Source organism: Streptomyces sp. NPDC006643, assembly GCF_042870175.1.
Taxonomy (GTDB): Bacteria; Actinomycetota; Actinomycetes; order Streptomycetales; family Streptomycetaceae; genus Streptomyces.
The window spans coordinates 311,667-324,090 of sequence record NZ_JBIAHA010000002.1 but is presented as its reverse complement, the minus strand read 5'-3'; the positions used below and the strand labels follow the sequence as shown (position 1 = coordinate 324,090).

At 69.1% G+C, this 12,424-nt stretch carries 13 protein-coding genes; 5 read left to right on the top strand and 8 right to left on the bottom strand.

Annotated features, from left to right (window positions below):
• Positions 1 to 102: 102 nt before the first annotated feature.
• Positions 103 to 1,506, top strand: a complete 1,404-nt coding sequence (hydA, locus tag ACFYNU_RS03990; protein WP_356584797.1) for a dihydropyrimidinase — start codon at positions 103 to 105, stop codon at positions 1,504 to 1,506.
• A 19-nt stretch (positions 1,507 to 1,525) separates the two neighbouring features.
• A complete protein-coding gene (locus ACFYNU_RS03985; RefSeq protein ID WP_356584798.1) occupies positions 1,526 to 2,527 on the top strand; it encodes a TIGR03842 family LLM class F420-dependent oxidoreductase in 1,002 nt (333 codons plus the stop codon).
• 197 nt (positions 2,528 to 2,724) lie between these two features.
• Here the strand turns inward: ACFYNU_RS03985 and ACFYNU_RS03980 are convergent, their stop codons facing one another.
• The 3 genes from ACFYNU_RS03980 to ACFYNU_RS03970 all read right to left on the bottom strand — a co-directional run bounded on the left by ACFYNU_RS03980 (position 2,725) and on the right by ACFYNU_RS03970 (position 4,937).
• Positions 2,725 to 3,777, bottom strand: a complete 1,053-nt coding sequence (locus ACFYNU_RS03980) for a biotin/lipoate A/B protein ligase family protein (protein ID WP_356584799.1) — start codon at positions 3,775 to 3,777, stop codon at positions 2,725 to 2,727.
• Positions 3,778 to 3,903: 126 nt separating this feature from the next.
• Positions 3,904 to 4,590 (bottom strand): permease prefix domain 1-containing protein, encoded by a 687-nt coding sequence (locus ACFYNU_RS03975; protein WP_356584800.1) that lies wholly within the window; start codon positions 4,588 to 4,590, stop codon positions 3,904 to 3,906.
• Positions 4,587 to 4,937 (bottom strand): helix-turn-helix transcriptional regulator, encoded by a 351-nt coding sequence (locus tag ACFYNU_RS03970; protein WP_356584801.1) that lies wholly within the window; start codon positions 4,935 to 4,937, stop codon positions 4,587 to 4,589. The genes ACFYNU_RS03975 and ACFYNU_RS03970 overlap by 4 nt, the downstream gene beginning before the upstream one ends.
• 85 nt (positions 4,938 to 5,022) lie before the next feature.
• Here ACFYNU_RS03970 and ACFYNU_RS03965 point away from each other — a divergent pair, with 85 nt between their 5' ends.
• Complete coding sequence (locus tag ACFYNU_RS03965; protein ID WP_356584802.1) at positions 5,023 to 5,541, top strand: hypothetical protein; 519 nt, start codon at positions 5,023 to 5,025, stop codon at positions 5,539 to 5,541.
• A gap of 85 nt (positions 5,542 to 5,626) precedes the next feature.
• Here the strand turns inward: ACFYNU_RS03965 and ACFYNU_RS03960 are convergent, their stop codons facing one another.
• The gene (locus ACFYNU_RS03960) at positions 5,627 to 7,009 is read right to left on the bottom strand and encodes a glycoside hydrolase family 18 protein (RefSeq protein WP_356584803.1); all 1,383 of its coding nucleotides are present in this window, start codon (positions 7,007 to 7,009) and stop codon (positions 5,627 to 5,629) included.
• A gap of 227 nt (positions 7,010 to 7,236) precedes the next feature.
• Here ACFYNU_RS03960 and ACFYNU_RS03955 point away from each other — a divergent pair, with 227 nt between their 5' ends.
• Entirely contained in the window at positions 7,237 to 7,620 is a 384-nt protein-coding gene (locus ACFYNU_RS03955) for a hypothetical protein (RefSeq protein WP_356584804.1), read from the top strand.
• Between the two features lies 1 nt (position 7,621).
• Positions 7,622 to 8,779: a serine protease gene (locus ACFYNU_RS03950; RefSeq protein ID WP_356584805.1), complete on the top strand. Its 1,158-nt coding sequence runs from the start codon at positions 7,622 to 7,624 to the stop codon at positions 8,777 to 8,779.
• Between the two features lie 42 nt (positions 8,780 to 8,821).
• Here ACFYNU_RS03950 and ACFYNU_RS03945 read toward each other — a convergent pair whose 3' ends face one another.
• The 4 genes from ACFYNU_RS03945 to ACFYNU_RS03930 form a co-directional block, all read right to left on the bottom strand.
• Positions 8,822 to 9,076 carry a hypothetical protein gene (locus ACFYNU_RS03945; protein WP_356584806.1) on the bottom strand — a complete coding sequence of 85 codons (255 nt, stop codon included), beginning with the start codon at positions 9,074 to 9,076 and terminating at the stop codon, positions 8,822 to 8,824.
• A 13-nt stretch (positions 9,077 to 9,089) separates the two neighbouring features.
• The gene (locus ACFYNU_RS03940) at positions 9,090 to 10,016 is read right to left on the bottom strand and encodes a hypothetical protein (RefSeq protein ID WP_356584807.1); all 927 of its coding nucleotides are present in this window, start codon (positions 10,014 to 10,016) and stop codon (positions 9,090 to 9,092) included.
• 338 nt (positions 10,017 to 10,354) lie between these two features.
• Entirely contained in the window at positions 10,355 to 11,116 is a 762-nt protein-coding gene (locus ACFYNU_RS03935) for a hypothetical protein (protein WP_356584808.1), read from the bottom strand.
• Between the two features lie 193 nt (positions 11,117 to 11,309).
• Positions 11,310 to 12,308, bottom strand: a complete 999-nt coding sequence (locus ACFYNU_RS03930; RefSeq protein WP_356584809.1) for a hypothetical protein — start codon at positions 12,306 to 12,308, stop codon at positions 11,310 to 11,312.
• Positions 12,309 to 12,424 lie beyond the last annotated feature (116 nt).

The window sequence follows — 12,424 nt, the reverse complement described above, 5'->3', positions numbered from 1 at the left end:
CCTCGGCAGCCCGCTCAACTCCTCAGCTCCCGCAGCTTCCACAGGTCCCTCAGCTCCCTCAGCTCCCTCAGCCACGTCGAGTCACGTCACGGAGCCCACGTCATGAGTAATCGCACGCTCGTCCGGGGCGGTCTGGTCATCACCGCCGCCGACGAAGTCCACGCCGACGTACTGACCGAGGACGGCCGGATCGTCGCCCTGGCCTCGAACGGCTCCGACGTCGCCGCGAGTTGGACCGCCGACCGGGTCATCGACGCCACGAACAAGTACGTCATCCCCGGCGGCGTCGACGGCCATACGCACATGGAGATGCCGTTCGGCGGGACATTCGCCGCCGACACCTTCGAGACCGGCACCCGCGCCGCCGCCTGGGGCGGCACCACGACCATCGTGGACTTCGCCATCCAGTCGCCCGGCCAGGCACTGCGCGAAGGGCTCGACGCCTGGTACGCGAAGGCGGACGGCAACTGCGCCATCGACTACGGCTTCCATATGATCCTCGCCGACGTCAACGAGCACTCCCTCAAGGAGATGGACCTCCTCGTCCAGGAGGGCATCACCTCCTTCAAGCTGTTCATGGCCTACCCCGGCGTGTTCTACAGCGACGACGGCAAGATCCTGCGCGCCATGCAACGGGCCTCCCACAACGGGGGGTTGATCATGATGCACGCCGAGAACGGCATCGCCATCGACGTACTCGTGGAGCAGGCCCTGGCCGCCGGACGCACCGATCCGCGCTACCACGGAGAGGTACGCAAGGTCCTGCTGGAGGCCGAGGCGACACACCGCGCGATCCAGCTCGCGCGCGTCGCCGAGGCGCCCCTGTATGTCGTGCACGTCTCCGCCGAGGAGGCCGTCGCCGAGCTGGCCGCCGCCCGCGACAAGGGACTGCCCGTCTTCGGCGAGACCTGCCCGCAGTACCTCTTCCTGTCCACCGACAATCTCGCCGAGCCGGACTTCGAGGGCGCCAAGTACGTCTGCTCGACCCCGCTGCGGCCCCGTGAGCACCAGGCCGCGCTCTGGCGCGGGCTGCGCACCAACGACCTCCAGGTCGTCTCCACCGACCACTGCCCGTTCTGCTTCACCGGGCAGAAGGAGATGGGCCGCGGCGACTTCTCCAAGATCCCCAACGGGCTGCCGGGCGTGGAACACCGGATGGACCTGCTCCACCAGGCCGTCGTGGACGGGCACATCAGCCGGCGCCGCTGGATCGAGATCGCCTGCGCGACCCCGGCCAGGATGTTCGGCCTCTACCCGAAGAAGGGCACCATCGCGCCCGGCGCCGACGCCGACATCGTCATCTACGACCCGCACGCCGAGCAGACCCTGTCCGCCGAGACCCACCACATGGACGTCGACTACTCGGTGTACGAGGGGAAGCGGATCACCGGACAGGTCGAGACCGTCCTGTCGCGCGGTGAACTCGTCATCGACGGCCGGAAGTACACCGGCCGCGCGGGGCACGGCAGTTACACCCCCCGCGCCACCTGTCAGTACCTCACCTGAAAGTTGGGAGTGGCCCGCCATGGACTTCGGACTCGTCCTCCAGACCGACCCGCCGGCCTCGGCGGTCGTCGGCCTCATGCGGCGCGCCGAGCGCAACGGCTTCCGCTACGGCTGGACCTTCGACTCCGCCGTGCTGTGGCAGGAGCCGTTCGTGATCTACAGCCGGATCCTGGAGCACACCACGAAGCTGATCGTCGGCCCGATGGTCACCAACCCGGGCACCCGGACCTGGGAGGTGACCGCGTCCACCTTCGCCACGCTCAACGAGATGTACGGCAACCGCACCGTCTGCGGCATCGGCCGCGGCGACTCCGCGATGCGCGTCGCGGGCCGCGCGCCCAACACCCTCGCCCGGCTCGGCGAGGCCATCGACGTCATCCGTGAACTCGCCGAGGGGCGCGAGGCGTTGGTGGACGGCAAGCCGCTGCGGCTGCCCTGGGTGCGGGACGGGAAGCTGCCGGTGTGGATGGCCGCGTACGGGCCGAAGGCCCTGGCGATGGCCGGTGAGCGGGCCGACGGCTTCATCCTCCAGCTCGCCGACCCGTATCTCACCGAGACCATGGTCAACGCCGTCCGCACCGCCGCCTCCGACGCCGGACGCGACCCGGACTCCGTCACCATCTGCGTCGCCGCCCCCGCGTACGTCGGCGACGACCTCGGCCACGCGCGCGACCAGTGCCGGTGGTTCGGCGGCATGGTCGGCAACCATGTCGCCGATCTGGTCAGCCGCTACGGCGAGCACTCCGACCTGGTACCCGACGCCCTCACCACGTACATCAAACAGCGCGAGGGTTACGACTACAGCCACCACGGCCGCGCCGGGAACCCGTCCACGGACTTCGTGCCCGACGACATCGTGGACCGCTTCTGCCTGCTCGGGCCTGCCGAGGCGCACATCGAGAAGCTGAGGACGCTACGGGCCCTGGGCGTCGACCAGTTCGCCGTCTACAACATGCACGACGCGAAGGAGCGGACGATCGACACGTACGGCTCCGAGATCATCCCCGCCCTGAACAGCTGAGCCGGGTCGCTCTCAAGGGCGCCGGGCGGTGACGATCCACACCCCGGCGCCCGGCCCCCAACAGGCCGGTCGCGTAACGGCGTTCACGGCCACGTCCGCGAATCCCGCCCCGGACAGCACCTCCCGGACCCGGGACGTCACCTCCCGCATCGGGGACGGCTCCGAGGGCACCGGACTGACCGCCATGTGCGAGCGCGTCACGGCACCCGGGCCGTCCACTCCGTCGTGCCGAACTTGGTCTCCGCCAACTCCCGCGCCCGCGCCATCTCCTCGTCCGTCACCTTGCCCTCCGTGAGGCCGTACCGGCCCCGGAAGGACCCGATCATCCGCTCGATGACCGCCTCACGCGCCAGCCCCGTCTGCCGGCGCAGCGGATCCACCCGCTTCTTCGCGCTGGCCGTGCCCTTGTCCGAGAGCTTCTCCCTGCCGATGCGCAGGACTTCGAGCATCTTGTCGGCGTCGATGTCGTACGCCATCGTCACGTGGTGCAGTACGGCGCCGCCGCCCACCACCCGCTTCTGCGCGGCGCCCGCGATCTTGCCCGCCTCGGTGGCGATGTCGTTGAGCGGCTGGTACCAGGCCTTGATCCCCATGTCGCCCAGCGCGCCGAGCACCCAGTCGTCGAGATAGGCGTAGCTGTCGGCGAACGTCAGGCCCTGTACGAGCGCGTCGGGGACGGACAGCGAGTACGTGATGGTGTTGCCGGGCTCGATGAACATGGCGCCGCCGCCGGAGATCCGCCGTACGACCGTCACGCCGTGCCGCTCGGCGGCGACCGGGTCCACCTCGTTGCGCAGTGACTGGAAGCTGCCGATCACCACGGCGGGGGAGGCCCACTCCCAGACCCGCAGCGTCGGCGCGCGGCGGCCCGCGGCGACCTCGGTCGTCAGGACCTCGTCCAGCGCCATGTGGAGCGCGGGCGGCTGCGGCTCCATATGGACGAGCTGCCAGTCGTAGTCCGTCCAGTCGGTGGCGTGCGCCAGCGCGCGTCGTACGGCGACGGCGATGCCCTCGCTGGTCAGCCCGTACATCTGCGTACCGGGCGGAAGCGCCGTCTGGACACGGGCGGCGAGTCCCGCCGCGTCGAGGTCGGCGGGCGCGCCTTCGAGCGCCCGGTCGATGATGTGGATCGCCTCGTCCGGCTCCAGGAAGAAGTCCCCGGCGACCCGGACATCACGCAGCACACCGTCCCGCGCGTCCAGATCCACGACGACGAGCTTGCCGCCCGGCACCTTGTACTCACCGTGCACCGCTGTCCTCCAGCCTCCGCCGCCCCACGCCGTCCGTGGACGCGAGCCCGCTCGATCGGTGCAACGCGTACACGGGAGGGGATCATCCCGGGATGATCCCGGGATCACCTCGGGATCACCTCGGGATCATCCCTGCCCGGCGCCCTGGGCGACCGGCAGGCGCGCGCAGCGGCGGCACGCACGGGCGGAGGAGGCCACCATGCCGTGGGAGAGGGCGGTGACCATGGCCGCGAGGGTGACCAGCGGCCAGTTCGTGGCCAGCGGTGACAGCACGGCGAGCGCCAGCGTGGCGACCACCATCGCCACACCGGCCGTCGTGCCCGCCCAGGCCACGGCCAGCGGCAGCCGCTCCGGCGTCGGCAGCCTGCGGGCCAGCGCGCCGGTGGCGGCGAGCGCCGCCGCCGTGAGCAGCGTGGCGACGGCCGCGACGGCGGCCAGCTGGACGGCGACCAACTGCGCCGTCTGCTGGAGCTGCCAGCTCTGGCCCGAGGTCCAGATCAGATGCCAGCAGGCGATCAGGAACGGGACGCTGAGGGTGACGGCCAGGGCGGTCCGCCGGGTCTGCGCGATGGTCAACTCCCGCTGGCAGCTGGGCACGAGCTGCTCCGGTGTGCCGAACTCCCGTACCGCCAGACGCGCGGCCCGGTCGGGCGGCACGCCGTCGCGGGTGTGCGCCTCCACCGTGTCGGTGAGACCGTCCCGTATCTCCTGGATCAGCCGGGACTTGGCCCCGGCCGGGCCGTGCAACGCGGCGGTCAGGGTGGCGACGTACTGCGCGACGGGGTCGCCGGCCGTGGCGCTCGGGTCGCTCATGACGCGGGTCCGGTGGCCGGGGCGGCGGTGGCCGGGTTCAGGACCGAGCTGATCGCCGTCGTGAACTCGTGCCATGCCGTCCGTTCGCTCTCCAGGCTGCCGCGTCCCGCGTCGGTCAGCCGGTAGCAGCGCCTGCGTCGCTCGCCCACCGACTCCCAGCTGCTGCCGAGCAGTCCCAGCCGCTCAAGCCTGTTGAGGGCCGGATAGATCGTGCCCGTACGGAGCTGGAGCGCGCCGTCGCTCCGCTGCTGGACCGCCGCGATGATCGCGTAGCCGTGCAGCGGGCCGGGTTCGAGCACGGCCAGCAACAGTCCGTCCAGGTGCCCACGCACCGCGTCTGTCTTCATGAGTAGGCAGCCTACCCATGAAAAGCATTGGCGTGGTACCTATTGGCAGCCAACTTATTCAGATACCTCGCCGAAGGGGCCCGCGGTGACCAAGCTGCTGCTCTCCATCCATGTCCTCGCCTCGATCCTGGTGGTCGGCCCGATCGCCGTGGCGGCGTCGATGTTCCCCCGCTACGCGCGGCAGACGGCCGGGGAGGACGGGCAGGACGGGCACTCCGTGGGCGCGACGGTGCTGCTCCACCGGATCTGTAGCGGCTACGCGGTCGTCGGGGTCGCCGTCCCGGTCTTCGGGATCGCCACCGGCGCGCAGCTCGGCGTGCTCACCGACGCGTGGCTGCTCGCTTCGATCGTGCTGACGACGATCGCCGCCGCGATTCTGGCGCTGGCGATCCTGCCCGGTCAGGAGCGCATGATCGAGGCGGCGGCGGCAGCACCGGCGGACGGTGCCGGTGCCGGGACGGGAGCTGGGGGCGGGGGCGGGGGTGGCTCCGACAGGCGACGCGCCGCCGCCCGCCTGGCCGGGCTGACCGGTGTCTTCAACCTGCTGTGGGCGGTCGTGGTCGTCCTGATGATCGTCCGCCCGGGCTCCACGACCGGCGCCTGACGGGCCGCTGCCGCCTTTTCGGCGACCCGCGAGGACACGAGAGGTCCCCGGTCGTGAAGACCGGGGACCCCTCGGACCGGACGATCTAGCGGCGGCCGAGGCCGCGGTCGACGGTCTTGATCAGTTCGCCGTCGGGGGTGTCCCCGTCCAGCGACCAGAACATCGCGCCGCCGAGCCCCTTGGCACGGACGTAGGCCGACTTGACGCGCAGCACCTGCGGGTCGTCGTAGGTCCACATCGTCGTGCCGTCGAAGAGCCAGGCGTGACCGTTCCTGAGGTCACGGTGCACGGTGAACTTCCCCGAGTCCGCCAGCTTCTTCAGGACCTTGTAGTCCTCGTTGCCGTTCGCCCAGGTGCCGGGAGCGGCGCCGGTCGCTGGCTGGCCCATGCCGTTGCCCTCGCCCGAGACGCCGGTCCAGCCCTGACCGTAGAAGGGCATACCGACCACGAGCTTGCGCGCCGGCGCACCGCGCCGCAGCCAGTCGTTGACCGTCTGGTCGACGCTGAAGTCGTCGGACTTGGCGAAGAGCGCCGACTGCTGGGCGGTGGTCGGCTCCCACGTGCCGTGGAAGTCGTAGCCCTGGAGGTTCACGAAGTCGAAGTCCCGCATGATCTTGGAGACTTCGAAGCCCGCGTCGATCTTGGCCGGGGCGGTGGGGACGAACGCGGTCAGCTCGTAGTGCTTGCGCTTCCCGTGGCCCTGCCGGGACTTGGCGTACGCGTCGAGCTGCGTGCGGAACTCCCGTACGAGCGCGGTGAAGTTCCGCTTGTCCTCGGGACGGAACACGGTGCCGACGTCACCGGCCGAACCGGGCCACTCCCAGTCGATGTCGATTCCGTCGAAGAGCCCCGCCGCCGCGCCCGCGCCGCCGCGGGTGCCGTCGACGGGCAGATTGCCCTTGATGTAGAGGTCGATGCAGGAGGAGACCAGCGCCTTGCGGGAGGCGGGAGTGAGCGCCGCGTCCGAGAAGTTCTTCGACCAGCTCCAACCGCCCAGCGAGATCAGGACCTTGAGGCCCTTGTGCTTCGCCTTCAGCTCGCGCAGCTGATTGAAGTTGCCGGCGAGGCGCTGGTCGTCGGTGTCGGCCACGCCGTCGACGGAACCGGCCGCGTCGAGCGGGCGCCCGTAGTCGGCCCAGGCGTCGGACTCTCCGGGGGTGTTGCCGGTGAAGCACTTCCCTTCGGCGCTGACGTTGCCGAAGGCGTAGTTGATGTGGGTCAGCCTGGCGGCGGCCCCACTGGTGTCCATGTCCTTGACCTGGTAGTTCCGCCCGTACACACCCCACTGGGCGAAGTAACCGACCCGCTTGTACGAGGAGTGGGAGGCGGGCGAGCCGTTCTTGTCACCGTGCGAGCCGTGCTTGTCGCCGTGCGACGCGGGGGTGGCCCCCGCGGCGGGGGCGAGAGTGGCCACGAGGCCGAGGGAGAGGGCGGCGATGGCCAGCCGGGAAAGGTTCTTTCGAGGCATGAGGCTCGTTTCCTGTGCGTCTGCCGGAAGGGAGCGGTGTTCGGTGCTGCGGACAGGAAGGTATTGGTCTGGACCATTAACGTCAAGATGTGCGGCAGTTATGCCGAACGCAATTGTTCGTACGAGAACACCCGGGACCGTACGACTCCGCCAACTTCCGTTGTAGCAGGGTAAGTTGGCGAAGGATGTGCACGATGGTCGAATCGATGCCGGGGGGTTGATCGAACATGGGTGACATAAGGGTCGAGGTGGACGCGGTGCCGTCGGGGGATCTCTCCTCGCGACGCCCGGCGCCGCCGGAACTACTGCTCGCGCGGACCACCGAGATCGCCGACGCCGTGGCGACCGTGGCCGACCAGTTCCGCACACGGATGAACGAACGCCTGGGCCAGGGCGGCGCGGCGGGTGACCCTGCGGGGGAGGGCCTGCCCGCGGCGGGCGAGCCTGCGGGGGAGGGCCTGCCCGCCGGGGACGCGGACGCGGAGCGCCGGGGGTTCCGGCCCGAGGAGATCGAGCTGACCTTCCAGTTCTCCCTCCAGGCCGAGGGCGGAGTCGTCATCAAGGCCGGGGGGTCCGCAACCTTCGAGGTCAGAATGGTGTGGAGGGCCTGACGTGCCGACGAGTTTCCACCCGCTGACGGGTATCGGCCAGGTCGTCGCGCCGGGCGCCCAGGACGCGCTGGGGACGGCCTTCCTCGTGTCCCCGGACCACGCGCTCACCGCCCTGCACTGTGTGGCCCCGCTGATGGCCGCCCCGGACGGGCACACGGCCGACACCACGGGAATCGTCCTGCGCTTCCCCTCCCCGGCCGCCGTGGACCTCGAACTGCCCGCCCACGTCATCCGTTCCGACGCTCAACTGGACATCGCGCTGCTGCGCCTGGACCGGCCCGCCCCCGCCCATCTGCTCCCCGTCCCGTTGGGCCCGGCGGCCAAACCGCATCAGCACTACCGGGCGGTGGGTTTCGCCGCGGCCAACTGGGGAGTGCACCGCAGTGTCGTGACCGGGACGATCAGCGGGCACACCAGGAGAGCGGAGGACGGCGCCCCCGTCATCACCCTCTTCTGCGACCAGGCCGCCGCGGGGCTGGCCCTCTCCGGGCTGAGCGGCGGACCGGTGCTCGCGGGCCGGCCGGAACGGGCGGTGGGCGTGGTGCGCTGGCAGCAGCCCGACGGCACACACCCCCATCTGGCGACCGGGGGGACCTTCTACGCCACCCCGACGAGCGATATCGCCGCCAGGATGCCGGAACTCTCCACCGGCGAGCAGCGGCGCCGGTCCCCACTGGTGCGCGGACCGGCCTTCTGGATCTCCCTCTGGCTGGCCATCCTGGTCGTCACCGCCGTCCTCGTCGTCCCCTACATCATCTCGGTGATCCGGGAACCCAGTCCGGACAGCTTCAGCATCTCGGTCGGTGACGACATCGGCCCGGGGCGGCCGGGCGCGGGCGCCGGCGAGATCGAGGACGACGACGCCGAGGACATCTATACGTTCCGCACCCAGCAGGACGGGGCGACCGTGCGCGTCCGGATCAGCGACTGCTCCAACTCCTTCGATCCGAAGATGGAGATCGAGGGCGGAGGCAAGACGTACCGGCCGGCCGACCAGTATTCCGACTGCGACAGCTTCACCTTGAGCCAGGGGCCGCACGAGGCCGCCGTGACCCTGGGCCCCGCGGGGTCGTACCGCGTCGTGGTCAACAGCCCCTGCAAAATCATAGATTTCCTGTACGACTGCACGGGGACCTACCGGCTCACCGTGAGCGAGTAGGTCACCGCGCCGGTGGCGCGCGGCGGGACGCCGCGCGCCCGTTCAGTCCTCGGTCCCCTGGTTGCCCTCCAGCACGAGGCTGATGAGCCCGGCGGTGATCAACGCCTGCGCCAGGATCGGCACGACGGATGCCGCGCCCATGAATCTCACCATGGCGCTCGCGTCGTCGAGGTCGGTCACGTCGAACGACATGACGATCACCGCGTGCACCACCAGCAGAATGCTGCCCGGCCAGAGCAGCAGCCGGCTCCACCGGGGAGCTGAACGAGTGTCGGCATCGGAAGAATGGACGGCCATCGGCTTCCCTCTCTCACTTGTATCGCCAGCAGACGACATAACTCAGCTCCGGCCACCCCGGGAACGGATACGAGACATTGCCGTCGTTGCCGCATCTCTCCGTCTGGCCGTAGGAGAGCCGGCCGGTGACGACCGCGTTCGCGGAGGGGCATCCGGAACGGTGGATCAGCGCCTTGTTCTGCGCGACGCTCTCGACGAGCACGCACTCCCCCAACAGGACCTGGTAGCCGTCGTCGGGCATGACGGCCTGGTAGCACAGGACGAGGTTGGCCACCCGCTCGCTACCGGTGTAGATCCGCTCCCCGCGGATCGGTCCGTCGGGGCATGCGTCGGCATCGGTCGTCTGGTGCCTGCCGATCACCTGGAAGGTTCCGGTCGAGCACTTCTGCAAGGACCAGTTGCCGCCGCTCGGCCGCCCGTACACGCAGTGGCCCACCTCGGCGTAGGCCGCCGTCTCCGAGTACTCGTACCGAAGGCACAGAAGCTGGTCGGGATAGGTGACGGTCACCTTGCCCGCGCCCTGGCAGGCGGTGGCCGATGTGCCGGCCCCGTACCGCGCGAGCAGTCGGTACGCGCCCGGTCGGCACGGCAACGACCGGTACATGCCCTTTTCCGTGGTGTCGCTGAGGCACGTGTTCAGAGGGGCCGTGTGCGCGTCGTCGGTGGGCGGCGCCTCGGGAGGAGCGGGGTCATCCTGCTCCTCGGGGGCCGGGGCGCTGTCCCCGGCCGGGGGGTCGTCCTCGACCGGTGGGATCCCGCTCGCATCGAGTGTGAAGGACGGGGTCGGGAGCGGCTCGACGGGCCCTTGGCCCGCACCGGTGGTGGCCGAGCCGTCGTCATCCGCGAGGACCGCGGTGGCCAGCAGCCCGAGGAGCAGGGGAACGAGAAGGATGCGCAGGATCGGCCTCAGCCCCGCGCCGTACGAGGACGGAGGTCTCACCCGTACCCGCCCCAGGTTCGGTGCTCTTCGCGGTGGCATCGAACCGTCCCTTCACCCTGGTGGATCCGGGAGAGGTAGCAGGTCGCTTCATTCTATTCGGACCGGCGTGCGAAAGGTAGCCGGTTCTACGACAACTGGGTTGCGTGAGTGGGGAGTTGAGCGACGGAAGCGCTTCCGGGCGCGTCACGGAACCTGGAACGGTGGGCTCCGGAGATGGGCTCCGGAGGCGGGCGGGGAGAGAGCCTGCGTGCGGTCGTGACCCCGGTCCCGCCGCCCGTGGCGACGGGACCGGGGCTCGGGCCTGGTCCGCTGACTGATGTGCGGGGAGCGGGACTTGGTCAGTTCTCCCCTGGATAGAAGGTGCGGTTTCCCGGGCGGTAGACGCCGGCCTGGTCGGCGGCGATGTTGTTCCAGTCGCCGATCACAGGGGTGTCCCCGGCGTTGCCGTGGGCCACCCTCACGGTGCTGTCGCTGCTCCAGCGCTTGTGGAAGACGCTTGTGGCGGGCCGGTAGACACCGACCTCGTCACCGCTGACGCCGCCCCAGTCACCGGTGAGGGGAATGTCGCCCCTGTTGCCGAAACTGAAGGAGACGACGCTGCCGTTGTCGCGGCGGAGGTGGAAAGTGCTGTCACCGGGCCGGTAGACACCGACCTCGTCACCGGGGTCCTGGGTGTCCCAGTTCCCGGTGATCGGCACGTCTCCGGAGTTCCCCAGCGGGATGACGATGGTCGAGCCCGGGGCGCCCGTGGCGGCGCGGAGGTAGAAGGTCCTGTTGCCGGGCCGGTAGACGCCGACCTCGTCGCTGCCCCTGTTGTCCCAGTTGCCGGTGACGGGAACGTCGCCGCGGCTCCCGAAGGCGATGGTGAACGAGGTGCCGCCGTCCAGCCGTTGGTAGAAGGTACTCGTCACGGGCCGGTAGACGCCGACCTCGTCGCCGCCGTTTCCGTCCCAGTCGCCTGAGACCGGCACGTCGCCGGGATTGCCGAAGCTGACGTTCGTGAGCAGCTCGGCGCTCGCCGGCCCGGTCGACAGGATGACGCCCGCCGTCAGGCCGAGCGCGACGACCAACAGGCGCCGTGGTGTACGCGGTCCGGGCATGGTGCTTCCTTCCGTCGAGGAGAGCTGTCTGCCGTGCGTGATCGGGCGGTCCCGGTCAAGGATGATCGATCGGTACTCCGGGCCGCTCTTATGTGCGGAAACATGCTAAAGCAGATAGGTCGTGCGAACCCTGGACTGACGGGGAATTGGAGGGGCGGGTACGGCCGTTCGGCGAGCCGCTACGGACGAGGCGTCAGTCCAGCGGTGGGATGACGAACCCGGAGTGATACTTGATCACGGTATCGCTCAAGGAGCCGTCGGCATGATTCGTCAGTCCGAGTTCCGTGCACAATACCGCCAAGAAACCCTCCAGTTCGTTGACGTCCATCACCATGGGCACGGGCCCGGATCCGCCGAGAGCGTACGGGTGATCAACCGCGTCGGCATCCCAGCGCTCCGCTATGAGTTCATCCTGCTCCACAAGCCGCCGGTATCGTCGTCTGGCGCTGTTCAGTACAGAAGAACTGACCTGTCGCTCCCGAAGAAGTGCCAGAACCTGCTGCCCCAACTTCATTGTCAGGACCAGCTCAGGTACTCCCGCGAGGTAGGTGCCGAGTTCGAAAGGCCGCTCAATGCGTTTGCCGGACATCGTTGTGAACGGTGAACGGATTGCCATGAGTGCCGATTCAAGCATTTCCCAGTGATGGGCGTCCTCCGGGTCATGCATTCCCATCCACGTTTGGTACAGTAATTTCTTCGCTGTGGCTCGCTGAGCGCGGGTGGCCGCTGGGTCCGCCATATTCTGGATCATGGCCCGCGCTTTTCTCTCACTTTCACCACTGACGGCCTTCGCCCGGCCGGCAGCCCATGTCGACCACATGCGTACCGATTGCTCGTCGCCGACGAGGCCAATCATCATCAGCCATATCCGGGCGGTGATGTCGGCCAGGTGATAGTGGAGAACGCGTCGCCCCCGCATGTTCCTGTACACCGGCAGCAGGAGGTGAAAGAGAATTCGGGTCATCGGGTCGTACGCGCGTGGATCGCTACCACGTTGGGTCGACTTCTGATATATCGGACTGTTCAGCAGGCCATCCTCCGTCCATTTCGTTATCGTGCGCGGCGACATCTCCATTCCATGCCTTTCTCTGGCTTCAGTGATCAGCTCCGCTGTCGTCGACATGACTGCCCACGGTTCCCTTTCCATCTCTTCCAGCATTCGGCCCAGTACGAAATCGTAGTCGTCCCTCATTTGTGCTTCCTCTCGTCTTCTGATTCATTCAGGGCGGAAAGCGGCCTCGACGTTATCGCCAGCCGAAATAGCCCGCCAGTGCGTGAACGGCCACGGCGGTCCCTGTCGCGGCGGCG